Annotated in this window: 23 protein-coding genes and 2 pseudogenes; 8 read left to right on the top strand and 17 right to left on the bottom strand. The window is 63.1% G+C overall.

What is annotated here, in order from left to right:
• Positions 1–140: 140 nt before the first annotated feature.
• Together W7U_RS06650 and W7U_RS25330 are read right to left on the bottom strand one after the other, a co-directional pair.
• Complete coding sequence (locus W7U_RS06650; protein ID WP_232518766.1) at positions 141–1685, bottom strand: ATP-binding protein; 1545 nt, start codon at positions 1683–1685, stop codon at positions 141–143.
• A 592-nt stretch (positions 1686–2277) separates the two neighbouring features.
• Entirely contained in the window at positions 2278–2823 is a 546-nt protein-coding gene (locus tag W7U_RS25330) for a hypothetical protein (protein ID WP_008256161.1), read from the bottom strand.
• A 72-nt stretch (positions 2824–2895) separates the two neighbouring features.
• Here W7U_RS25330 and W7U_RS06655 point away from each other — a divergent pair, with 72 nt between their 5' ends.
• Complete coding sequence (locus W7U_RS06655) at positions 2896–3105, top strand: hypothetical protein (RefSeq protein WP_008256163.1); 210 nt, start codon at positions 2896–2898, stop codon at positions 3103–3105.
• Positions 3106–3257: 152 nt separating this feature from the next.
• Here the strand turns inward: W7U_RS06655 and W7U_RS06660 are convergent, their stop codons facing one another.
• The 12 genes and pseudogenes from W7U_RS06660 to W7U_RS06700 form a co-directional block, all read right to left on the bottom strand.
• Positions 3258–3779, bottom strand: a complete 522-nt coding sequence (locus W7U_RS06660; RefSeq protein ID WP_008256164.1) for a hypothetical protein — start codon at positions 3777–3779, stop codon at positions 3258–3260.
• Between the two features lie 144 nt (positions 3780–3923).
• Positions 3924–4742, bottom strand: coding sequence for an ATP-binding protein (locus W7U_RS06665; protein ID WP_008256165.1), 819 nt, complete (start codon positions 4740–4742; stop codon positions 3924–3926).
• A complete protein-coding gene (locus tag W7U_RS26695; protein WP_241767544.1) occupies positions 4739–5548 on the bottom strand; it encodes a hypothetical protein in 810 nt (269 codons plus the stop codon). The genes W7U_RS06665 and W7U_RS26695 overlap by 4 nt, the downstream gene beginning before the upstream one ends.
• Complete coding sequence (locus tag W7U_RS26700) at positions 5511–6290, bottom strand: hypothetical protein (protein WP_241767545.1); 780 nt, start codon at positions 6288–6290, stop codon at positions 5511–5513. Before W7U_RS26700 ends, W7U_RS26695 begins: the two co-directional genes overlap by 38 nt.
• A gap of 89 nt (positions 6291–6379) precedes the next feature.
• Complete coding sequence (locus tag W7U_RS06675; RefSeq protein ID WP_008256166.1) at positions 6380–7378, bottom strand: hypothetical protein; 999 nt, start codon at positions 7376–7378, stop codon at positions 6380–6382.
• Entirely contained in the window at positions 7375–7953 is a 579-nt protein-coding gene (locus tag W7U_RS06680) for a DUF6036 family nucleotidyltransferase (protein WP_008256167.1), read from the bottom strand. Before W7U_RS06680 ends, W7U_RS06675 begins: the two co-directional genes overlap by 4 nt.
• Positions 7953–8468 (bottom strand): helix-turn-helix transcriptional regulator, encoded by a 516-nt coding sequence (locus W7U_RS25335; RefSeq protein WP_014711467.1) that lies wholly within the window; start codon positions 8466–8468, stop codon positions 7953–7955. The genes W7U_RS06680 and W7U_RS25335 overlap by 1 nt, the downstream gene beginning before the upstream one ends.
• A gap of 364 nt (positions 8469–8832) precedes the next feature.
• Positions 8833–9267, bottom strand: a complete 435-nt coding sequence (locus W7U_RS06685; protein WP_008256169.1) for a type II toxin-antitoxin system VapC family toxin — start codon at positions 9265–9267, stop codon at positions 8833–8835.
• A 3-nt stretch (positions 9268–9270) separates the two neighbouring features.
• Positions 9271–9725 (bottom strand): annotated as a pseudogene (locus W7U_RS26705) (type II toxin-antitoxin system Phd/YefM family antitoxin).
• Positions 9726–10213: 488 nt separating this feature from the next.
• Positions 10214–10792: a carboxymuconolactone decarboxylase family protein gene (locus W7U_RS06690; RefSeq protein ID WP_036428816.1), complete on the bottom strand. Its 579-nt coding sequence runs from the start codon at positions 10790–10792 to the stop codon at positions 10214–10216.
• Positions 10789–11925, bottom strand: a complete 1137-nt coding sequence (locus W7U_RS06695) for a zinc-binding dehydrogenase (RefSeq protein WP_008256175.1) — start codon at positions 11923–11925, stop codon at positions 10789–10791. Before W7U_RS06695 ends, W7U_RS06690 begins: the two co-directional genes overlap by 4 nt.
• Positions 11922–13415 (bottom strand): acetyl-CoA acetyltransferase, encoded by a 1494-nt coding sequence (locus tag W7U_RS06700; RefSeq protein WP_170320561.1) that lies wholly within the window; start codon positions 13413–13415, stop codon positions 11922–11924. Before W7U_RS06700 ends, W7U_RS06695 begins: the two co-directional genes overlap by 4 nt.
• A gap of 209 nt (positions 13416–13624) precedes the next feature.
• Between W7U_RS06700 and W7U_RS06705 the strand changes: the two genes are divergently transcribed.
• The 7 genes and pseudogenes from W7U_RS06705 to W7U_RS06730 all read left to right on the top strand — a co-directional run bounded on the left by W7U_RS06705 (position 13625) and on the right by W7U_RS06730 (position 20168).
• Positions 13625–14149, top strand: coding sequence for a TetR/AcrR family transcriptional regulator (locus W7U_RS06705; RefSeq protein ID WP_008256180.1), 525 nt, complete (start codon positions 13625–13627; stop codon positions 14147–14149).
• 53 nt (positions 14150–14202) lie between these two features.
• Entirely contained in the window at positions 14203–14640 is a 438-nt protein-coding gene (locus W7U_RS06710) for a PaaI family thioesterase (protein WP_008256182.1), read from the top strand.
• On the top strand, positions 14640–15551 hold the full coding sequence (locus W7U_RS06715; RefSeq protein WP_008256185.1) for an alpha/beta hydrolase: 912 nt from the start codon (positions 14640–14642) through the stop codon (positions 15549–15551). Before W7U_RS06710 ends, W7U_RS06715 begins: the two co-directional genes overlap by 1 nt.
• Before the next feature lie 53 nt (positions 15552–15604).
• Positions 15605–15727: pseudogene (locus W7U_RS26710) on the top strand (TetR/AcrR family transcriptional regulator); the annotation flags it as partial.
• 350 nt (positions 15728–16077) lie between these two features.
• The gene (locus W7U_RS06720; protein WP_081490095.1) at positions 16078–16686 is read left to right on the top strand and encodes a TetR/AcrR family transcriptional regulator; all 609 of its coding nucleotides are present in this window, start codon (positions 16078–16080) and stop codon (positions 16684–16686) included.
• A gap of 141 nt (positions 16687–16827) precedes the next feature.
• Complete coding sequence (locus W7U_RS06725) at positions 16828–17274, top strand: MmpS family transport accessory protein (protein ID WP_193375020.1); 447 nt, start codon at positions 16828–16830, stop codon at positions 17272–17274.
• On the top strand, positions 17271–20168 hold the full coding sequence (locus tag W7U_RS06730) for an MMPL family transporter (RefSeq protein WP_008256192.1): 2898 nt from the start codon (positions 17271–17273) through the stop codon (positions 20166–20168). Before W7U_RS06725 ends, W7U_RS06730 begins: the two co-directional genes overlap by 4 nt.
• A 141-nt stretch (positions 20169–20309) precedes the next feature.
• On the opposite strand, the gene W7U_RS06735 is transcribed toward W7U_RS06730, so the two are convergent.
• From W7U_RS06735 to W7U_RS06745, 3 genes are all read right to left on the bottom strand, one after another.
• Complete coding sequence (locus W7U_RS06735) at positions 20310–21383, bottom strand: IS110 family transposase (RefSeq protein WP_008256196.1); 1074 nt, start codon at positions 21381–21383, stop codon at positions 20310–20312.
• A gap of 534 nt (positions 21384–21917) precedes the next feature.
• On the bottom strand, positions 21918–22640 hold the full coding sequence (locus W7U_RS06740) for a creatininase family protein (RefSeq protein WP_008256197.1): 723 nt from the start codon (positions 22638–22640) through the stop codon (positions 21918–21920).
• On the bottom strand, positions 22637–23836 hold the full coding sequence (locus W7U_RS06745) for a hypothetical protein (RefSeq protein ID WP_036428824.1): 1200 nt from the start codon (positions 23834–23836) through the stop codon (positions 22637–22639). Before W7U_RS06745 ends, W7U_RS06740 begins: the two co-directional genes overlap by 4 nt.
• Positions 23837–23932: the final 96 nt, after the last annotated feature.

The following is a 23932-nucleotide window of genomic DNA, read 5'->3' on the forward strand; positions in this document are numbered from 1 at the left end:
ACGATGTACACGCGACCGCCGAGGCGGCGGATAGGTAATTCAGCGGTCTTCACCGTGCCGTAGGCAGACGCCGTTCGCCAAGAAGAAGAGCCGGCACGGGGCCGTCAGTGTCCATCAAAGGCATCGTCGCGACTGGGTGGTCAGAAAGGTCCGCGGCGCAGCTGCGCGACGGTGGCCGTCCATACGGTGTCGACGGCTTCCTGTAGCCGTTTCTTTGATCCCCCGAACAGACCGGCTTCTACGGCTGGCCACTGGTCGCCCGCGTTTCGAGCATCCACCAACGTGTGCGCGACTTCGGTCTCCTCGAAGGGGTAGCACTCGGCCGCGTGCGCGACGAACAGCCCCAGCCAGGGCTGGTCGAGGAGGCCTGGGCTACGTTGAGCCGCGAGATCGGTGACTAGAAGGGCAAAAAGTAGCTCGCTGGCATCGAACAGCCTGATGTACTGAGAATCGGTGTGGTCGGGAAAGTACGACCGCAGCGCATCGAACAAGAAAGCCGAGACCGGGTAGACCGGTCGGCGCGGAAGTCGACCCGCTGCGAGGGCGTCCAGCAGCTGCTCGGTGAGTACACCTGTCTGGGCGGCACGCAGGGCAAGTCCGAGATGCCGCTCGCGGCCGACTATCTCCCAGGGGCCAGCCTTATCGAGGACCGCCACCTTGCGGTTCGTAAAAAGGGACCAATCGACGGTCAGAGCGCGGACGGCGCCATAGTTCTCGTGTTCAATTGCCGCGATTGTGCCGGCGTAGATCGTGAGCGTCGCTGGCAGCAATGCCAACGCCTCCAGCTGTTGGTTTCGGACAGCCGTGATGAGCGAACCACTCTCTTGGGCAAGCGGTCTCGGCTCGGCGAGCGCGGTGATGACCTGTCGATATTCGACTTCAAGCGTAGTGCTTTCGACCCGACAACCCTCGATGACGAGAGGAAGCAAAGGCGCCGCGGTCTCGCAGTAGCCATCAGCGATCTCGACGTATTGGGTGATCTGCTTCGTCGGCACTCGACTGGCGAAGCCGGGTGGGAACTGTTCAGGGTTGCTGCACGCGTCGATCACACCGCGGGCGGCGCTGCGCATCAGGCGGCCGGCCAACCGGTAGTTGCCGTTACCGATCGCCTCGTCGAACGCGTCACTGTCAGAGACCGGAGGGTCCTGCAGGAGCCGGTTCTGCAGTTCGTTGAGCTCTCGATGGGTTGCCGGCTCGGAGCCGGAGATGCCGCGGCGGAAAACAGTTCCGGACTTGTAGCTCTCGTAGTCCTTGACCAGGGAGTGGATCCGGTGGCCGGGCTGCGGTGGTGCGACCGTGATGATCAGGACGAGTTGCCCGTGGAACTCGACATAGTCGACGTCCCAGTGTGGTCCGTCGACGTAGGTTCGCAGCATCCCGGCGAGGTCCGCCGCGTCGTGCACCGCGACGGCGCCGAGCACGCCGTCAGGCGAAACGCCCACGACGAGGTACCCTTCGCCCTCGCACTCGCGGGCCGCGTTCGCCGGGTCGCGATTGGCCAAAGCGATGATCGCTTTGGCCGCGCTGACCTTGTCCTTGGCCTTGGAGAAATCCAGGGTGCTTTTCCACTCCACCCAATGGGTCTCGGGCGTGGTGGTCGAGGTGGCGTGATAAATCGCTTCGACGAGTTCGCCGAAGCGGTGGCTGCGTCGAAATGACACACTCGTGTCTAGGTTGAGACCCACAGCGGTCGAGCATATTCCCGACCCCGCGCAGGAGCGTCGGCCTGGGGACTCCCGCGGGCGAGACCAACGGCGGAGCGGTCGGAATGTGGTGAGGCACCAGCGTGTGAAACCCCGGCTCTGCGAGCGCAGTTCCGTCGAAAAAGTCGAACAAGATCTCTGGATCTGAACATCGCCCAGCCACGGGCGCGTCGGGCGATGTGGCGATTAACGGAGATCGCTGGCCGACGACGGGGTGCCCGCGATCGCCAGTTTCGTCGAGAATCAGCGGGCAATCCGCCAGCCGCCAGGTTGAATGCGATAACCGCCAACTCCACTGACTCCGGACACAACCACCATCGCCCGCTGCCTATCTCCGTCCCGGGATGAATGTGCGCTTGACGGAGCCGAGGATTATCGGCCCTGTCGACGACGACCCGGTGCAGTGCATCTTTCGTGGCCGGATGACGGCGGTCTTCAGTTGGATTGATCCTCTAGTCCGGCGATGCGTGCCGTCCAGGTTGACAGAAACTCGCGCCCTTCCGCAGTCGACAGCACAGACAGGAGCCCGGCATAGACATCGCAGACGGCCCCCACCAACCGCGGGCCAGCTGACTCACGATTCACGGCGTCGAAGACGTTTGTTGAGTCTGGCGCGATCTTCAGCGCGCATGGCTTCGATCGCCTGTGCTGCATACCGGTTGTAGACATCAAAACTGTCCGCCGCCGGCGCAGTGCTGAACCGGTGGATCTGGCTGTCGATCGTTTGAACGTCTAGAGCGAAATACTGGATTACGACTCGATAAGCGAAGTCGACTGCCCGTAGCAACTGCGCCAGCCGCCCGGATTCCGCCGCTTCAGTAAGCGACCAGTGCAGGCCGTCGGAATGGTTCGTTCCGCGGTGGGAGATCAAGGCGGCGGCGCGTCGGAGGTCGCTGAGGTCTGGATCATCACCCGTGACTACTGGCCAGCGCTCGACAATCACACCATCGCAACGTAATTGGACCGTCGCATACTCCAGCATTTCCGCCACACGAACCGTTTCAGCGAAGACCTGACGCGCAGCGGCCTCCGATGACTGATCCACGGCGACGGTGATATACCCCGCCGCAGGGTTGCGACGATCGTTCGGCTCGAGATGTGTCACAGTCCATTGGCTCATGAATGCGGATCATTCCATGGGGGTGCGACACAATCCTCGTCGTGACGGGACGGCTATAAGGTCAACACACTGGTGCGATCCACCTTCAGGTGCGCTTTCTTCGACGAGTGGACCCCAGCCGTCCTGATCTGCCAGGAGCTGCAGATATTCGAAGGTGTCTGCGAGCACCGCTCGCTGAAAGGCTTCGTCCGCCTGATCGCCAAGTGGCGTGAAGTGTGCACCAACGAGATGCCGATGCAGCCGCAGACCTTCCTAGACCTGACCGCCCTCGCCGCCCGATGAGCAACTACCCAGCCGTAGCGCTGTCGCGCCTCATCAAAGCGCTCCAAGGCGACGCTTAGAGCAGGCGAAGTTCGCCGCATCGTCGGGCTGTCGATAGCGTCAGCCAGCGCTGTTGTCCCAGGGTTGCTCACCAACGGAAGCGCCTGCCGCAGTCAGCTTGTGCGGCCGGGGTGGGCAGTGCGGCAGCCGCGGGCGATGCGCTGGAGCAATCGTTCGCGGTCGGTCAGGATGTCGAGGAGATACACCATGGGCACGAACACGATGTCTGCCGGCAGGCGGCCGGTGTGTTCGGCGAGGATCTCGGCGTTTTCGTTGAATCCGTGGGTGGTGTTGCGGCGGGCGTTCCATAGGTGAATCAGTCGCGACTCCGTTGTGGCGTCGGGGTTGGAGCTGGGGGCGAAGAACTCGTCGGAGACCTGCTGCGCTGCTGTGAGTGCGCGATAGGCCGGCGCCATGACGAGTGGTTTGATCCGGGTGGGTACGTGTTCTTCAATTGCCTTGATGCGCTTCGCGAGTCGCGTCGGTGTCATGAGTTGGCCGATGCCGTTGGCGCCAGTAAAGCTGTCGGCTAGAAGGTCCATGGCTGGGAACATGAGCATGAGTTGTGCTGACCGGTCGCGGGGATGGCTGAGGATCGCCCCGATGCGGGTAATCAATTGTTCAAGGTTCAGCATCCAGCGTTGGTGGGCCTCGGGGACGTAGGTGTTCTTAGCTGTCGCTTGCCAGGGTGATGGGACCACCGTTTTGCCATGAGCATGGGACCGGGTGTTTCCGGTTGTTGGCCGTGTGGTGATGGTGGCCGATGACGGGCCTTCCGGTCAATTCGGCTGGTCCGAATTGACCGGCTTTCCGGGACGGGGTTTCTGGCGTTGCCTGTAGGACTCGCCTTCGACGACGAGTTCGTAGGCCGCCGATTGCAGGCGGTCCATCGCCGATTGGGCCAGCAGTGGGTCGGCCATCATGGTCAGGATCTCGGGGGGTTCGCGGTTGCTGGTGATGACCGTGGAGGTCTGGCGGTGGCGTTCGACGATCAGCTCGTAGAAGTCGCTGGTCTCGGTGGCCTCGAGCCGGTGCAACGCGAGATCATCGATGACGAGCAGTTCGACGCGGTGCAGCTTGCGCATCTCGTCTTCGTAGCTTCCGTCGAGCCGTGCGCCACGGAGGCGTTTGAAGAGTTTGTCGGCGCGTTCGGTGTGCACGCTGTGATGACGGCGCACGGCGATGTGTCCTAATGCGTTGGCCAGGAAGGTTTTTCCGACCCCGACCGGACCCATGATGAGAACGTTGTAGGCGTCGGCCAGAAACCGCAGCGAGGTCAACTCGGCCCACAGTTGCTGATCGAAGGTGACCGCGGCGGTGTCGTCCCAGGCCGGTAGCTGCATCTGCGGATCCAGATGCGCGGCCTTGGCGCGGCGGGCGGCGGACTCGCGGTCGCGGCGGGTGACCTCATCGGCCAGCAGCATCTCCAGGAAATCGTGGTGCGGCAGCCTGTTGGATCGTGCCAGGGCCAGCCGCTCGGGCAGGGTGTCGAGTAGCTGGCCGAGCTTGAGGCGGCGCATCAACGACTTGAGCTCCGAGGACACCTCGATCGGCTTGACCGCCGGGGTGACATCGGGTCGTCGGGTGGTGGGGCTCATGACGGCCTCCGCACTGAGAAGTCGGTGGCCGCGCGGACGAACCGCGACGCGGCAGGCGGGGTCGGGATTAGCGGCAACTGGGCACCGGCACCGCGGGTGAGCATGCGCTCGATCAGTCCGACGTCGATGACCTCGGCATCCAACGCGCGCTGGCAGGCGTCATCGACCGCGTCCGGGCCGTGGCGGCGCACCAACCCGAGGAGGCGATAGACCTGGCGCATCTTGGTCCACGGCAGCGGATGTTCCAGCACCGCCGCCGCATACGCGCCGACATGGGTGCCGTGGGCGGCTGCCTTGCGCTGCAAGGTGTTCAGGTCGCGCATCGCATAGACCGACACCTCGGCCGGGAGATCGGCGGGGTCGGTGCGCCGGCGTCCCGGCGCCACCACCGGGTGGACCTTGATCAGCTCACCGCGCCAATACAGCTTCACCGTGCGCGCATCGACCCGGGCATCCAGCCGGCGCCCGATCAGCTCACCGGGAACGCTGTAGAGCCCCTTGGCGACAGCCACGTGCCGATCCGGGGCCACCTTGGGCCGGCACCAGGTCGGGATGTCGAACACCTCGTCGGGCACTGGCTTGAGGTGGGGTAGCTCGTCGGCGGCGAACACCTCGGCCGGGCGGCACCGGGTGGTGCCATGTATCCGCATCCCCGCCACCTGCTCACACCATTGCTCGGCTCGCGCCCGGCAGTCGCCCAGGTTTCGAAAGTCTTCTCCGGCAAAGAAATTCGACCGCGCATACGGCACGCAACGCTCGACGCGCGGCTTATCCCGGGGGCTGCGGATGCGAGCCGGATCCACCACGAAGCCCCCGCGCCTGCGCGTATTCCCGGAATGCGTCGTTGAGTTTCGAATCGATCGCATCAGCCTTGTCGACGATGGCCTTCATGTTGTCGGGAATCACCACCGCGAACACCCCACCAAAGAATGCCCACGCCGCCTCGAACCCGGCGATCACCTCGTGAAGCGTCTGGCGGTAAGTGGGATAGACGAACATATGTCGCGAATACACCGCGGTGAAGATCAACCCCTGCACCACCCGCCGGCGACCATCTTCGACATCGGTGAGCATCCCGAGGCGACCGAAATCGACCTGCAGTTCAGCACCGGGCTCACAGTCAGCCACCGGCACCGTGGCCTGACGCTGCCCGAACCCCAATTCCGTTGTGGCATAACGATGCAAGGTTCGATACGACACCACCACACCCCGACGCCCCAACAACGTGTGCACCTTCGTCAAAGTCAAGTCCTGTTTCAGCCACGCCTTGATCTGCTCGGCCTCGGCATCGATGGTCTCCCAGGCCTGGCTCTTGCCATTGGGCCGACTCGGTCGCACCTCGGCGATCACCGCCCCCAACAGCTCATCGGTCAGCTGGCTGGCGTCGCCGTCACGATCGAGCCCGCACGCGCGGGCCCGATCCACATACCGGCGCACCGTTTTGCGGTCCATGCCCGACAGCCGAGCCACCTCCCGCAACCCCCGACCCGCCAGCCACAGCCGCAGCATCTCCCTGACTTCGATCATCGACACCTCCCGGTAGCTCATCTGGCCAATACAGCGGCCGAGCAACCGGAAACCCCCACGCCACGCCGGGTGGTCCCATAACTGGCAAAACCCCTACCCAGGCGGTCCCATCACTGGCAATCAGGTGGTCCCATGCTCATGGCAAAACCGGCGTCGAGCTGGTCCCTTACTCCTGGCAGCCGACACTTAGCGTCGAGATACGTTGTGGGAGAAAAGATGTCGTTTATTGTCTTGTCGACACGTGAGGCCCACCAGTCAACGGTCTCAGAGAAGATCGCCCTGTGCATGTCCGACGCGTCGGCGATTGTGTTCGCGAAGTCGTGGGTGGGGGAGTGGTGGATAAGCACCCGGAGGCAGTCGAGCGGGTCGCGGCTTGCTCCGAATCCTCTTCCGTTAATCAGGCGGCCGAAAGTGTAGACGATGACCTGTCCGACTCGTGGTACGCCTATTCCCCACATCGATGGACTCTGACTGCCGAGTAAGGGAGCAAAATAGAGGCCTCCGAAAACAGTGCCTTCTAACAGCGCTCCCGACGACTGGAACGTCGCCTTCTCGGGGTTTTGTTTGGACTCCTCGACCAGTTCGGCTGCGGTGGTGTGTCTGAGGCGTAGGAGCACCTGGGGGAGTTTGGACCAGCGGTAGGCGAGAGGGTCGATCCGGACGTCGTGGACGGAGAGGCGCGGGAACAATGGCTCAGTGGCGCCGTCAGCCCGTTCTAGGGGTATGCGGGAGAGCGCAGCGCTGCCCCATTCGATGGCGGCAGGGACTTGGTGGTCGGGGACGGCGATCAGCGTGGTGATGATGCGGTCAAGGCGGGCCGCCAGCGCGGGGTTTTCGTCGAGGGCTTGGGTGATCTTGTCGAAGGTGTCGGACAGTTTCGGTGGCATGCCTCCTGGTACGTCGGGGGTAGGTGCTGGCGAGACATCGAACCTGCTGCGTTTGAGGGCGGGGCCATGCAAGGTCTGCGCGGAGACGAGGTCGGTGTGCTTGGCGGAAACTTCCCACACCGTGTCAGAGCCGATGGGGCGTCGCAAGACGACGAGGCCGAGGTGGTCGATGAATCCGGCCGGATCGTTGCCATACATTTCGGGCGGGACGTCGATGTTCATGATGGCCCGTTGTCGATTTGGTACGCCAGCCAGCGGGTGGCCGTCTCGATAGCTGTGGTGTAGCGGGCGTTGACGGTGCCTAATCGGTCAGTGATCACGACGGGGTCTACAAGGTGCTCTTGGATGAGTGCCTGAACGAAGTTCTGGTCCTTGGGACGGAATGCGCAGAGTTTGCCGACGCAGAGGTCTTCTTTGTCCAGGCACCAGCCGATGAATTGGGGATCACCGGAGGGGGCGGCGGTGTTGGCGTTCTGAACTTTGACGAGGCGGTCTCTCCAGCCCTCGGGTAGGGCAGCGGTGGTGAGGTCGACACCATCGATGCTGAATCCGTGCGTTTGTTCGAATGGTGAGAGTTCGCCGGCAACCCCGACGATGAGGTCGGCAAGTTCAATGGTGGTGTTGTTGTCGTCGGTGATGGGTAGGATGTCGACTTCCATTGAGCGGGTCGCAAGGTGCGGCAACTCGTATTCGGGGTAGGTGCCAAGGATGGCCTGAGAGCCAATCACGATGACTTCGGTTTGGGCGGTGATCTGGCAGGCGGTACGGATTGCGTGTTCCAGTTGGTCGCGGCGCATCACACAGCGTTTCGGAGTGCTTGCCGGCGCTCTTCGTCAGTGAGGATCCCGCCCATCGGTGTGACCTCGCGCATTTCGATCGAATGGCGGTCGACGCCGGTCAGGATGCGGCGCAGCGCGGGGACATCCTTGGTACTGACGAGATGCTGCCAGTGGTCGAGGTTGGCGAGATGCGGTTGGCCACGTACACCAGCGCGTAGGCGGGCTATGTTGGCAAAGATCGTTGGCTGCCAGGCAGTTAAGGATGTGGCATTCAGGTGCGTCGCCAATTGCCGGTGCATGCTCCAAGAGCGGCGCTCGGAACGCGTTAGGTTCGCGTTTACGGCCTGGCGGCTGACTTCGAGTCGATAGCCCATGCACGACAGCAGTCGGTCGATCTGGTCATCGCTGAAATCGATTGTGCCGCTTAGAAACTGGCTGATGCTGGGCTGTCGGACACCACTGATTCGCGCGAGCTGCGATTGGCTCATCCCGGTTGCAGCCATGACATGGCGAAGGACGTCACGGGGACCCATCTTGAAACTATAGCATCCAATACTATAGGCGTAGCCACGCAGAGCGGGCATCTTTGCACAGGGGTGCCACCGTGGTGCTCGTGCGGAGCGAGCACAGGACGACTGCCGCGGTATGGCACCGCAATGGGATGTTCTCCGTTCCCACCGTCGGGCAGAATTAGGACATCGACGCGATGCCAACTTGGCATCAGCAAATACTGGAAATTAGCTTCGACCGAGCTCAGAGCGGATATGCTATCCGTGCAGCTAAGAAATTGTGTCCGAGGGGGACTTGCCCACCTACGACACGGGTTGAGACCTGGCGAATCGGTACCTGATCGTCGTCCGTGCTGGGGTCGGCCCACTCTAATGTCGGGCGGTCGGATTAGGGGTCGAGTTGGGCGGGGGCGACTCGGCACCCGGCGGCTTGGGCTCCGGTGTGCAGGCGTCGGTCCCAGACGGCGACGATCAGGCCGGGGTCACCGACAGCCGACGCGCTGGCCAGATGTACTGCGTCGGCTCCGCGTAAGGCATGGGCTCGGGCGAGGCGGCCGGCGTGCTGTTCAACGGTGGCGGTGAGTTCGACCGGGCGGGTGGCGGCCCAGAAGTCCTCCCAGTCACGCTCGGCGTCGGCGAGCTCGGATTCGGTTAGGTCGTGATTGCGGGCTGCTGCGGCGAGTGCGGCGCGGACTTCGGGGTAGGCCAGGCGGCTGGACAATGCGGCGTCGCAGCCGTCCCATAGCGCGGACGCCAGCCAGCTTCCTGTCTCGGTGGTGAGAAGTTTGACGAAGGCGCTGGCGTCGAAGTAGACGAGTGGCACCGGTCAGCGCCGCTGGTCGCTGACCCGGTCAGACACCGGCCGCCGCGGTCGGGGCCGGGACCGACCCGCAGCGACGGGCCGCTGGGCGGTGGCCTTGCCAATCACGCCTTCGGCCGCGAGACGCTCCAAGTTGCCTGCGCTGTCCAGTGCAGCGAGCCGCGCGACCGGAATCCCGCGGTCGGTGATGACGACCTCACCACCAGCCCGAACTCGATCGAGCCAATCGCTGAGGTGCGCGCGCAACTCGGTCACGGATACCTCCACACCATGAACTGTACACTCACTGAGCCATGATTTGTACATGTCACTTCTGAGTGTGGCAACGACGACTTGAGAGATTGACCTGCGCAAGCCGGAGGCGAGGTGGCAACGGGCCGGTACACCGATTCGTCCGCGGTGCTGGCGACGCCGAGACGGTCGATATCATGGTGGCTGGTGGCCTTCCGTCCAAGCTGCATCCGAAGGTGTTGCGGCGGAAGGTGTTTGCCGTCCCCGGTGGGACTTCGGCGCAGCTGGCGTTCGTGGTCAGCTGCATGGAGACGGCAGCGCCTCGGTGTCGGACGCCGGGTCTAGCTTGCAGCAACGAGCTTTTGAATTCTCTGCTTGAGTTGCTGTGTGCGGTGACTGCTGGCGATCGCCTTCATTGGCGTTCTGTTGCCAGCGACCCGATTGAACGACTCTCCCAGTAGTAACAGTTGGCCTGAGTCGCGAAGAACCTCGACATCCCTTGGATCGTATTCGTATGACGGAGCGTGCTTCAAGCTGGTGTAGGCGTCCCAGAACAGTTGGCTCCACATGTCTAGTTGGTGGCATTACCCCGAGACCGTGGCTATGAGACCGAAATCACAACTACCCGTTTAAAATTCAATAGCCCACAACTGACTAGGAACATAAGGGGTAACCCAGCTTCAAAACTTGGGTGCGATTGCTGAACAACCGTTTTTACTCAATCGTCACGTCGAGGGGCTCGCCCATCGGGCGGCCAGGAGTCGGTACCCGACTCAAGCGGAATATTCAAGGATCGAAGCAGGATCGAAAAGAGCCGCCAATTGGCGATCGCTCCGACAAGTTCGACCAAAACCGCGTGATCGCCATTGAATGCCTTGTGGCACGCGGCCCAGTTTTCCTCGGCAATGACCCCGTCACGTACCACATCATCGGTCGCGGCCAGGACCGCACGCTCGGCATGGCCCAGACGATTGGAACTTTGCCAGTCACGCACCGCCAGAAGGTCATCCGAAGCCACACCGAGCAGCGTCGCGATTCGCCAATGCTGTGTCCACTCATATACCGACCCCGTTACCCAGCCGATGCGCATGATGATCAATTCGCGTAGCCGGGCGTCGAGCACACCGTTAAATAGCAGCGCCTCGAGCATTCCGTACAGGGCCACTGCGAGGCTCGGCTGGTGAAGTGCCACGCGAAATACTGACAGTTCTGCCATCTCTTCGGGCAGCCCACACTCGGCAGCCCGCAGCCGGGCCTGCTCAAGGTCGAGCATCGGTACGCGTTCCGTCCTCGTCACGTGACCTTTCTCTGTTGAAGCTCCGCATGCTGTGAGGGCGTGGGCACGAAGACGTTGTGCAGGGCCGCACTCGATTTGGCATTTTCATCTGCAAGCGAACTGAGCAGCGGCGCGAGACCAGCGAATCCGGTTGATTCTCTTGTGATCCGGTCGAACGGCCAGCGGCGCGTGGCCAGAATCTCGAGGGCTGCCCGGTAGGCGGGATACTCCACGCCGAGTGCACCGGCGATGTGTAATTCCTTATACACCAGCGTGTCTGGTTCAAAGCCGGGCGCGCCGCCTCCGCCGCGGGTGCCGGCAACCACGACCGTGCCGCCAGGCTTGGCAAGGGCGACGGCGTCGGCGAACGCGGAGGGTGCTTTGGCGGTGACATCGACGACCACGTCGGCAAGCTGTCCGCCTGTCTCACGCTGGAGCGCTGTCACTACATCGTCCTGCGATACGTCGATGGGCAGGTCGACACCGAATGATCTGGCTATGGCCAGTCGCTGATCGTCGCGTGGACCGATGCCGGTCATCGCGACGAAAGCGGCTCCCGCCTCTTTCGCCGCCACCGCCGCGCAGATCCCGCGGATGCCGGGTCCCAGTATCGCTACGATACTCCCCGCCTTGGTGTCGGGAAGAGTTTTCCCCCATTGGATACCGGCCCCGAGAGGGTTGAACAACGTGGCGAGAACGGGGTCCATGTCTTCGGCAATCGGGAGTAGCATCGCGTCCCACGGAAGCTCCACATGGGTGGCGTATCCGCCCCATAACCCGGCGCCGATCTCCACGTCGACGAACCCGAACATGGTGGCGATGCCGTTCACCGCACATCGCCGGTATTCGCCGCGGCGACACTCCGGGCAGTCTCGGCAGGACCGGAACACCTCGACGGCCACGCGCTGGCCGGCCTGTACGCACCAGCGTTCGCTGGCCGCGTTGCCGACATGTTCGACGATGCCGACGATTTCGTGACCTGGAACGAATGAGAAGCCGGCAGGCAGGTGTCCGGTGAATTGTTCGTGATCTGTACCGCATAGACCACATGCTTCAACTCGCAGGATCGCACCGCGGTCACCGACGTCGGGGATGGTCATCTGGCGTCGCTCCAGATTCCGCGGTCCGGTCAACACCATGGCCTCGGCGATCATGGAAGCTCGAATCCCGTGGACGACCCTGTGTTTCGGAGGCAAACCGTTCTGCCAACGTACATCTCGCCCGCCATCGCCTCGGCAATCTGCGGATCGTCGCTGCGTGCGACGACTCTTCGCCCGTCGGAGAGGTGCGCGATGATCGGTGTCCATCGAGGTCGTCCGTCTCGGTCGTACACGACCGTGTACCCGTCCACTGTCGCGCGACCGGTCGCCTCGTCGACGCCTGCGACGGCCAGCCGCGATGAATCGATCTGAGCTTGTTCCTCTGCCGTGTCGATCAGTCGCCACCCGGTTGGTGGAGGGGTGGCCGACCACACACCGACCGAATGTTTCGTCGAATACCAACCGAGGCCGGTGACGAGTCCGGCATCGGTGGGGTCGCGTCTGCAGCGTCGGACCATCTCAACGATCGCGTGACTGACGTAGTTGTTACCGGGACCGCCGTGATAGGGGAGGCCTCCGGTTACTGTGAGGCCTCTATCGTCGCGGGGGTCCAACTCGAGAGCCTCGGTGGCTATCTGAACTGCCGACGGGAAGCAGGAGTAGAGGTCGAACCACCGAATGTCGTCGGTGGTCAATCCGCCCGCGTCGAGAGCCTTCCGTGCCGCTACTTCGATACCCGTTGAGCGACTGAGGTCCGGCCGTTGCACGGGGAAGTACACGTCGTTGCAGGTTGCCGCTGACCAGGGAAAGACCCAACGATCGCGCGAGACGCCCAATTCGTCTGCCATCTCGGCCGCCACAACGATGAACGCGGCAGCCATGTCGACGGACATGTTGCTGTTGAGCAGCTTGGGATAAGGCAAGCACACCATGCGGTTTTCCGCCGTTACTTCGCTGAGTTCGGCGGCACTTCGTGTGCGCGGGAACCAGGCCTGCTCGGGATGGCGCGCCGCCTCGGCTGTGAACGGTGCCATCAGCGTTCCCAGCCACTCCCTTTGCGCATCGAAATCATGGCCGTGGCGTGCGGCGATCGCGGACTCGAAGATGGGATACACCTCGTGCGGCCAACTCAGACCTACCGACATCTCGGCTTGACTCAGCCCGGGGCGGGCGTCCCCAAGGGATTCGTCGCCGGAGCGGGGCGGGGCTGGGCAGTTGAGAAGTGTCTCACCCTGGAGCTTGCGCGCGGAATGCCCGCTCTCCGCGCCGACGACCAGGACAACATCTGCGCGGCCCTCGGCTATTTCTCCACCCAACACCTCGACGAGATACTGCGGGGTGTTTCCGCCGACTGGACAGCTGATGCGGCGGGCGGGACTGATGCGCATCGCTTCGGCGATCCTGCTGGCGGGATTGTCCCGCGATATGACCAGGATGCCGGGAGCCGCGACCGTGTCGATGCGCCGTTCGACCGCGCGACCGGTGTCGTTGACCGCGCGGCGTGCGGCCTCCACTGCCAAGTCGATCGGGTCCACGACGTCGTTCCCGCGATGGGTGACTTCGCCTACGCCGACCACCACCGGAGTACGCGCTTCTACCGACAATCGATCACTCGCTCAGGGCCACGGGCTGTTGTGAGACACGAATGCGATGGTGTCATATCTGCAGTCAAGCCACAATGGTGTGCGCCCGCGGCATACTGGCTGTTGTGTCGACGAAGTTGGTGCGATGGGGTGCTGCCGCGCCGTCAGATCGTGGTTCCGCTCGCGACCGATTGCTAGATGCTGCCGAGCGGTGCCTAGAGAGTTGCGGCGTGGTAGGCACGACCATGGAGGACATCGGCAGAACAGCGGGTGTCTCCAGGGCAACGGTGTATCGCTACTTCCCCAATCGGGAGGCGGTGATGTCGGGCGTCATCATTCGCGCCGCCGAGCGCTATCTCGATCGCATCAACCCCCGGATCGCGGAGCACACCGATCTGGGCTCCGCTCTCGTCGATTTCGTAGAATACACAGTTGAGGCCGCGCGCCGCGAAGAGATCATCGGATTGTTGTTCGGCAGCGACGAGGAACTCGCCGGCGTTGGCCTCGCGGCGGGGACCTCGACGTCACTCTTCGAACTCGTCACCGAGTTTCTCCGTCCCATCTTCAGGAGACACTGGAGTTACGTAGAACCGGGCGTCTCCGTCGACGACGCCGCCGAGTGGGTTCTCCGCACGATACTGAGCCTGCTGACTGTTCGAGGACCGCGGGAGCGCAGTCGTGACGGGCTCCGGACATTTCTTTCAAGGTTTCTCCTTCCCGCAATCCTGGCGAGCGACCATTGTCGACCGATGTGACAGACAAGGCGTAATGTCTCAACCACAGCTGAGGTAGGAGGCCGGACATGTCTGTGCAGTTCACCACGTTCAACCAGCAGGTCGCTGAACAACTGCAGAGCGCAGCAGAAACCACGGGCGGGTTGGCCGGTTACTTCGGCTTCCGGCACACTGAATTCACTGCTGGACGGCTCGTCGCGGAGATGGACGCACGCGACGACCTGAAGACGCCTTTCGGCAACTTGCATGGCGGCTGCTTGTCGGCCATGGTCGACCATTGCCTTGGAGTGGTGTTTTATCCCGTGATTCCGATGGGATCCTGGGTCGCGACGACGGAGTTCAAACTGAATTTGCTTCGTCCAGTCTCCAGCGGAACCTGTGTAGCCACGGCTGAGATCATCTCGCTGGGCAGAACCAGCGGTGTGGCACGTATCGACATCTGCAACGACGGCAGAGCGGTGTGTGCGGCGCAGGGCACCGTCACCGTCGTCGCACCGAAGGCCATCTCTTGATGTCTGCAAACAGAGCACATGATTCGTCCGCTCCTGTCGTCGAGCGCGTGCCCACGGTGGATGGGCTCTCGCTGGCGGTCGACTTCTACCGCTGTGACGGACCGCGGGCGGTCGTGTTGCTCCTTCACGGCGGTGGTCAGAGCCGGCACGCCTGGGATGTCACCGCCCAACGATTGCATCAGCGGGGCTACACCGTTGCCGCCTACGACGCAAGGGGACATGGTGACAGCGACTGGGATCCGGACGGACGCTATGACATCGAACGGCTGGGGTCCGACCTGTTGGCCGTGCGCGCGTACGCCGGCTCCGCCCGCCCAGTTGCCGCGATCGGGGCATCGTTGGGCGGTTTGACCATCCTCGGCACGCACTTGCTCGCCCCGCCGGAGCTATGGCAGGCCATCGTCCTGGTTGACATCACTCCGCGAATGGAGATGCACGGCGCCCGACGAGTCGTAGCGTTCATGTCGGCCCATCCCGAAGGTTTCGACAGCTTAGAGTCGGCCGCTGACGTGATCGCCGCCTACAACCCGCACCGCCCTCGCCCCGAAAACGTCGACGGCCTCCAACAAGTCCTCCGGCGACGTGGAGATGGTCGCTGGGCCTGGCGATGGGATCCGGCGTTTGTGACGTCGAATTTTCAGTTCCTGCAGGGTGATTTAGACGACGGCGCAGAGGAGTTCGAGATGATGAGCGCATTCCTTGTCGATGGCGCGCGACAGGTGTCCGCGCCGACGCTGCTGGTCCGCGGCCTTCTATCAGACATGGTCTCCGAAGAGACAGTGAAGGATTTCCTCACCCTGGTTCCCCACGCGCAAACCGTTGACGTGTCGGGCGCGGGCCACATGGTTGCTGGCGACAACAACGACGCATTCTCAACGGCGGTCGTCGACTTTCTCGACTGCACCGTTTGACGCCTGTCGTCAGGCTGCGCGGGGGATCCCAGTTCGCCACCTATTCTGCTCGTATGCCAACTGAATCGGTGCGGATGTCGTTTCGCCGACATATGCGCGAGCAGGTCTTGAGGGCGACACGGGAACTCACCATTGAGAAGGGCTGGGAACAGGTCCGGGTGAGTGAGGTCGCCGAACTTCGTTATCTCGAGTCTTCGAGCAAGAGGGGCTATTGACCTGGGAGTCTGCGTTGTAGACCCGGATTGGACGATGACCTCGACGTCGCGGCCGCCGTGGTCGCCCCGGTCCGCGACGTGGCCTGGGCCTCCCGATTTCGGTGACCAGCCGGGTCGCTCCGTCGTGCTTGCGCGTCAGCACTGGGCCGGTGTGCTGGTGGCGGTGTCGGGGGACAGCGGCGGGTGCTTGCCTGCGCAGCCGCGCCGATGTCGAGGACGTCGACTGTGCTGACCTGGCCACCGGCCGCGACATCGATGAACCGGCGTGAGCACAACGGTAGGTTACTGGCCGGTGCTGCCCCGACGGTTCTATTGTGGTGGCTGTGACTATTGCTGATCGCGCGACAACGGAGTTGTCACCGTGGTCGCCCAGGGAGACCGAGTTGCTGGCGGTGACGTTGCAGCTGCTGCAGGAGCATGGGTATGACCGGTTGACGGTGGACGCGGTCGCAGCGACCGCCCGAGCCAGCAAGGCCACCGTGTATCGGCGCTGGCCGTCGAAAGCCGAATTGGTGTTGGCGGCGTTCATCGAGGGCATCCGCCAGGTCGCGGTTGCGCCCGAGACCGGCACATTGCGGGGCGATCTGGTGCGACTGGGCGAGGTGGTATGCCAGGAGGCGTGCCAGCACGCCAGCACCATCCGCGCGGTGCTCGTCGAAGTGTCGCGCAACCGGGTTCTCAACGATGTCATGCAGCGCCAGTTCATCGAGCAGCGGAAAGGCTTGATCCGCCACGTCCTGCAGCGGGCGGTCGACCGCGGTGAGATCGGGGAGGCCGCCATCAGCGACGAACTCTGGGATCTGCTGCCCGGCTACCTCATCTTCCGGTCCATCATCTCCACCCGGGCGCCCACCCGTCAGACCGTGTCGGCCCTCGTCGACGACGTCATCATCCCCAGCCTGACCCGGCCCGCCGGATAGGGTGGTCGGTCATCGCGCGCCCGGCCAATGTGTACGGTGTGCGTCTCTTGTGATGTCCGGCCCCGTACCGTACCGTCATAGCCGATCGATCCCCGCGTGACGCGCAGGAAGATGTGTCACCGGTCATCGAAAGGCCAACGGGTGAAGGGTATTTCAGTTAGCCGCCTGGTCAGGCGCGGCTGGATGATGCTGGTCGCCGTGGTCGTGGTCGCGGTCGCGGGGTTCGGCGTCTTCCGACTGCATGGTGCCTTCGGGGCGCACAAAGGCACGTCGGCTACCGGTGCCGTCTCGGAAGAAATCGAGCCTTTCAACCCTAAACGCATCACCCTTGAGGTCTTCGGCGAACCCGGGAAGGTGGCAACCATCAACTACTTGGACATCAATGTACAGCCCCAGCAAGTCCTCGACGCGACCCTGCCGTGGTCGTTGACCATGATCACGACACAGCCCGGGGCCTTTGCCAACCTGATGGCACAGGGCGACAGCAATCCCCTTGGCTGCCGCATCACCGTGGACGGCGAGGTCAAGGACGAGAGAATCTTTAACGAAGTGAACGCCTATACCTTCTGCCTGGTGAAGTCCGCATGAGCGACCATGACGGCCGACGGTCTTTCTTGGCGCACACCATCCGCCGGCTTTCGGTGCCGCTCGTGCTGCTCTGGCTGGCGCTGGCTGCCGTCACCAATATTGCCGTGCCCAACTTGGAGGCGGTTGCAGAAGCGCACACGGTGGGGATGAGCTCCAATGATGCGCCGTCGCTGCAGGCGATGAAACGCATGGGCAAACTCTTTCACGAGTTCGATTCCGACAATTCGGCGATGGTCCTTCTGGAGGGCGATAAGCCGCTGGGCGATGACGCCCACCGGTTTTACGCCACCGTGGTCCGCAAGCTCGAAGCCGATATCAAGCACGTCCAGCACGTCCAGGACTTTTGGGGGGATCCGCTGACGGCGGCGGGCTCGCAAAGCAACGACGGCAAGGCCGCCTACGTGCAAGTGTATTTGTCCGGCAACCAAGGCCAGAGCTTGGCGACCGAGTCTGTCAACGCCGTGCGTGCCATCGTGGACCATACGCCGCCACCACCCGGGGTCAAGGCCTACGTGACCGGCCTGGGGCCGGTGATCTCGGATCAGTTCAGCGCGGGCCAGAAAAGTCTTCTGAAGGTCACCCTGATCACGGGCCTGGTGATCTTGGTCATGTTGTTTTCGCTGTACCGGTCTGTCGTCACCGTCGCGCTGGTGCTGGCGGTGGTTTTGATCGAGGTGGCCTGCGCCCGCGGAATCGTCGCCGTCCTTGGAAACTACGGGATCATCGAACTTTCGACGTTCTCGGTCAATATTCTCACATTGCTGGCCATCGCCGCCGGGACGGACTACGCGATATTTGTCGTCGGCCGTTATCACGAGGCCCGGCAAGCGGGCGAGGATCGCGAAGCAGCCTACTATACGATGTCGCACGGGACGGCCCACGTTATCTTGGGGTCGGGACTGACTATTGCCGGCGCGGTGTTTTGTCTGGGCTTTACCCGGTCGCCCTATTTTCAAAGCATGGGCATTCCCGGCGTGGTGGGCATGCTGACCGCGGTTGCAGCCGCGCTCACGTTGGCCCCGGCCGTGCTGACCGTGGCCAGTTTTTTTGGCTTCTTAGACCCCAAGCGCGCGATGAGGACCCGGGTGTGGCGGCGCATCGGCACGGCCATCGTGCGCTGGCCCGGGCCCATACTGGTGGTGACGTGTGGGGTCGCCTTGGTCGGTCTGCTCGCCTTATCGGGGTATCAAACCAGTTACGACGCTAAGGCCTATATGCCCTCATCGGTTCCGGCAAAGGTCGGGTATGCGGCGGCGGAACGGCATTTTTCTCCAGCCCGGCTAAATCCCGAACTGCTGATGATCGAGGCCGATCATGATCTGCGCGACCCGGCCGATATGATCAACCTGGAGCGGGTAGCCAAGGCGGTCTTTCACACTCCCGGTATCGCCCGGGTTCAGTCCATGACCAGGCCGTTGGGAACCCCGATCGATCACACCTCGCTAGCTTTCCAGATCAGCGCGGGAAACGTCGGCCAGATCCAGAACCTGCATTACCAGAAAGAACGCGCGGAAGATCTGTTGAAGCAGGCCGACCTGCTGAGAAATACGATCAACATTTTGAACCGGCAGTACGCCCTGCAGAAGGAGCTCGCCGCCGCTACCCACGCCGAGACCCAGAACTTTCACGACACGATCGCAACGACCAATGACCTGCGCGATAAGATCGCGAATTTCGACGACTTCTTCCGGCCGATTCGCAGCTATTTTTATTGGGAAAGGCACTGCTACGATATCCCCGTCTGTTCTGCGCTCAGAAACGTCTTTGACGCACTCGACGGTATCGACAAGCTCAGCGAACAGTTTCAAAACCTCACCGCATCGTTGGATAAATTGGATGCCGGCCAGCAGCAACTGCTCACGCTGCTACCGCCGCAGATCGCCGACCAGGAGAAAAATCTGGAACTGACGCTGTCCAGCTACGCCACCAACTTCGGGATCAACGCCCAAACGCGGGCCTCGACTGACAACGCGACTGCCCTGGGACAAGCGTATGACGCCGCCAAAAATGACGATTCCTTCTACTTACCGCCGGAGGCTTTCGACAACCCCGAGTTCAAAAGAGGTCTGAAACTATTCCTCTCCCCCGACGGCAAGGCCGCCCGCATGATCGTCTCCCATGAAGGCGATCCCGCGACCCCCGAGGGTATCTCGCATGTCGATCCGATCAAGAAAGCAGCCCACGAGGCTGTGAAGGGCACCCCCCTGGCGGACGCCCACATCTACCTCGCCGGCACCGCGGCAACCTACAAAGACATCCACGACATGGCCAATTACGATCTCATGATCGCCGGTCTGGCCGCGCTGAGCCTGATATTGCTGATCATGCTGTTCATCACCCGAAGCCTGGTGGCCGCGGTGGTCATCGTGGGCACGGTGGCACTTTCGCTGGGCACCTCGTTCGGGCTGTCGGTACTGGTCTGGCAAGACCTTTTGGGCATCAAACTCTACTGGGTGGTGCTTGCGCTGTCTGTCATCATCCTCTTGGCGGTGGGATCCGACTACAACCTGCTGCTGATCTCGAGGTTCAAAGAAGAAATTCACGCTGGATTAAAGACCGGCATTATCCGGGCGATGGCCGGCTCCGGCTCGGTGGTAACCTCTGCGGGCCTAGTGTTCGCCGCCACCATGGCCTCCTTCATGTTCAGCTCGCTGGTGATTCTTGGCCAGGTGGGGACCACCATCGGTCTAGGTCTGCTGTTCGACACGCTGATCGTGCGATCGTTCATGACCCCGTCCATCGCCACACTTCTCGGGCGCTGGTTCTGGTGGCCCCAACGGGTACGCCCGCGTCCAGCCAGCCAAATGCTTCGGCCCTACGGACCACGTCCCGCCGTTCGCCAACTGCTGCTATGGGAAGACGGAGACCCAGCGGTGACTTCCCAATCAGCATGAGGTTCTACGGGTCGATCCACCGCTGCCACCGCAGGAAGCAACCGTCGAGGAGCTGATCTACCCCTTACGTGACGACGCGCTGGAAATCGTCAACAGCGATGCCACATCGCGGAGCAAGCTCGATAGCAGATGCTCCTATGTTCAGGCAACGATTTTTGTTGCCTTTCTTGACGGTTGGAGGGCGTGGAAGATTTCGCGGGCGAGGTAGCGCTTGAGACAGCGCATGACCTCATTTTTGGTTTTCCCTTCGGCGAGGCGCCGCGCCATGTAGTCACGGGTGGGTTGGTGGCGGCGCAGCCGCACGACCAGGATGACATGCAGCGCCCGGTTGGCATCACGGTTGCCGCCGCGGTTGAGTCGGTGTCGGACGGTTTTGCCGCTGGAGGCCTGCAGCGGGCTGACTCCGCAGAGTTTAGCGAAGGCGCCGTCGCTGGTGATCCGATCGTGGTTGTCGCCGATCGCTGCCAGCAGCGTGGCGGCGGTGTCGGGGCCAACACCGTAGACGGCGCGCAACTGCGGTGCGGCGGTGGCGGTGATGGTGTCGATGTGGTGTTTGAGCCGGGCGGCTTCGACGTCGAGTTGCTCGCAGCGCGCCGCCAGTGATTTGATCGCCATCGTGATGGCATCGGTTGGACTGCTTGGCGTTTCGGACTCAGACAACTGTTTGCAGGCCTGGATGAGACGCTTTTTGTAGAGGCCGGCCAGCTGTTCACGCAGCGCTGCGGGAGCGGTGACCAAAAGGTCCTGCAGGGCGGTGTAGGCCTTGGCGCGGGCGCGCACCGCACTGGTACGGGCCACCCGCAGCACCCGCACCATTTCGGCAGCACCGTCGGCGGACTTGGGGTCGCCGAGGGCTTCGCCGGCCAACACGATCGCGGCGGCTCCGGCCGCATCGGTGTCGTCGGATTTGCCGTAGCGTGCCCGGCGCTGCCGTTTGGGGCGGCCGACCTCGGTGACCGCGATGCCCTCGGCGCGCAGGTAGCGGGCCAGGCCCGCGCCGTAGTGGCCGGGGCCTTCGATACCGACGATGACGAGCTGGCCCAGCCCGTGAGCCCAGGACACGAATTGACGGTACCCGGCGGTGCTGGCTGCCATGCGGTGGCTGCCCAGCGGACGGCCCAGCTGATCGGCGGCGTGGGCGACGTGGAACTGCTTGTGCGTGTCGACACCGACGGTGACCTGTGGTTGGGTGGATGCGGCGATGGTGGATTGCATTGCGGCCTTCCTGTGACCGGGATTTCCTGGATGGGGTGAAAGGGCGAAGCCGTCGGGCGGGGACGATACTGCTACGGGATGCTTGGTCGCGCTCCTATCAGGTCATTCCGTCCGGCGGTTCCGCGCCGAACCAGGCACGGTCGACGGATCTGACGATTGCAGGCACGCCACACTGCTCGCGGCCGGTAAAGAAATGAGTCAGACCGCACCGGTTCGGACGCGGACCCTACCGACGCCCCGCTTCGCGAGGCCGCGGAAACGCCGGTAGTTCTTTAATAGCAGTAAGGAAAATTCTCACCAAGTCGGCCTTACAGTTCCGTCTGCTCGCCATTCCGGCATAGGAATCGGCGGCCGACGACCGTCAGCGGCGCTCCCGTTCGGCGCGGACCGTGCGGTGATCCTCCTGACAGAGACTTCTCACACCGCAGGCCAGAGCCGGTTTTTGGGTTCCTTGGGTGGCGCTCGCCGGTTTGTTGGGCGGCGGCGGACGGGAGCGGCCAAGCGGACGGTAGCCGCCGCCCCTGGCTTGGTCGGCTATTGCGGTGCGGTGAGGATGTTCAGGAGGGTTTCGGCGCTGCGTCCTAGGTGGTCGAGGGTTTTTCTGCCCTTGGTGGCGGTGGCGCGGCTCGGGTAACCGATGACACCGCTGTCGGTATAGGCGGCGATGCCGAGGGTGGTCAGGTAGCGGCGGTCGTCGGCGGTGTGGTTGGCACCAGCCCAGCCGTCGCGCAGATATTCGGGGTAGGCCGCCAGCAGTATCGAAGTTTCGAGTTCACCGGCGTGCATGTCGTCATGGTTGCTGCTGGTGATGTCGGCGGCTTCGCGGGCTTCGGTCCAGTCGTCACGGCTGGGGTATAGGCCGAGTCGGATCCGTGCGCCGGGGTGGTTGGCTTGCTGGACAACGTTGGTCAGGACAGCGTTGCCGCCATGGGCGTTGACGATCATTAGCCCGCGGACATGTTGCTCGGCGAGGGAGTGGGCAATGTCGCCGACAACAGCAGCCAGGGTGGTGGCTGTGATGCTGAGGGTTCCGGCGAATTCGGCGTGCTCGTGGGAGCAGCTGAAAGTTAGGGGCGGAAGCTGAAAAATGTTGTGATGTGCGCTGATTGAGGTTGCAATGGCGACGGCAATTAGGGTGTCGGTGCCAAGTGGCAGGTAGGGGCCGTGCTGCTCGAACGAGCCGACCGGCAGGACCGCAAGATCGGCTCGGGTGTGGTCGCTGGCCGCGGTGATATTGGGGATGACGGTATCGGTCATGGGGCGATTCCTTCGGTTGCGTCCTTGATCTGTCCGAAAAGTTGTTGCAGCAGTGGGCTTTTGTCGTGTCGGCGCCGATCACGCAGGAGGGTCGCGCAGCTGGCAAGGTGTCGCCGTGCGCGTTGGGACGGCGCGGCCAAGTAACCGCGCAGGGCTTCGGCGGCGTGGGCGCAGGCGAGTTGATACTCGCGGATCACAACGAGAGCGTGTAGCAGCCGGATGTCGGCGACGGCCCGGTCACGATGCTGATGGGAGGTCCAGGACGGTCGGTGCCGGGTGAGCAGCTCGACGGCCTGCTGTGGCTGGCCGAGTTCCAAGTATCCCGAGGCGATATCGCTGGCGACGAATCCAGCGTGGGCGTAGGTGGCGCGATCACCGGCGGCGGGTTCGATATCGCCGAGTTCGAGCGCATGCGCGGCGTGACGCAAGAACCCGCGTTTGTCCTCGTTGGCGATCGCAGCGAGGGCCTGTTGACGGGCGATGCTGGCTTGCAGCCGTCCTACCTCGTGGCCGTCGATCAATCGTGCGGCATCGGCGGCAAGTTCGACCGCCAGGTCGGGGTCCTGGCTAGCGATGATGTTGGATTTGCGCATCCACACCATGGCGCGCAGGTCAGGGGCGGCGGCCCGCAGGTGATCGGTGGCTCGATCGGTCAGTTCCCGCGCTTTGGGGTGGTCCCCGAGGTCTTGCGCTATCCAGCCGGCGACTTCGGCGATGGTTCCCGCTACCTCACGTACCTGGGTGCGCAGCTCAGCGGGCGTGGATTTGATGAGCGCTTCCACGGTCTGCAAATCGCGTTCCACCAGCGGTTGGGCGTAGTCAGGACCGAAGGTATGTTCGGCCTGGATATGGACTTGGCGCTGGTCAGCGATCACGGTCAGGACATCACGGTCAACCGGAAGCTGCAGCAGAAGTGGGCGCGGCAGACTGGTTTCGACTGTCAGCCCGAACAGCTCGGCAGGATCGAGGCCTAACGCTTCGGCGAGGTCGCCACGCCACATCGGCCCCGCGCTGCCGCCGCCTTCGATCCGAACGATCTGCTGGCGCAACGTAGCCCGCTCCGGTGGTGTGTCGCCGCGCTGCTTGCGGACCGTCTCGACTCTGGCCGCCAGATCGTTCAGACTCATCTTGGCGTCCTCGCGCGCTTGATGAACCTGTAGTCCGCTCTGGCGGCGAGCAGGGTCGGTCAAGGCCATACAACGATCATGCATGAACAACGCCGCAGGTCCGGGCATATGTGCGCGTTCGCAGTGTTCCTTGCTGTTCCTAGCTGCCGCTATCGACGCTTCGCC

Origin of the sequence: Mycobacterium sp. H4Y (genome assembly GCF_000364405.1) — a bacterium.
GTDB classification, from domain to species: Bacteria; Actinomycetota; Actinomycetes; order Mycobacteriales; family Mycobacteriaceae; genus Mycobacterium; species Mycobacterium intracellulare.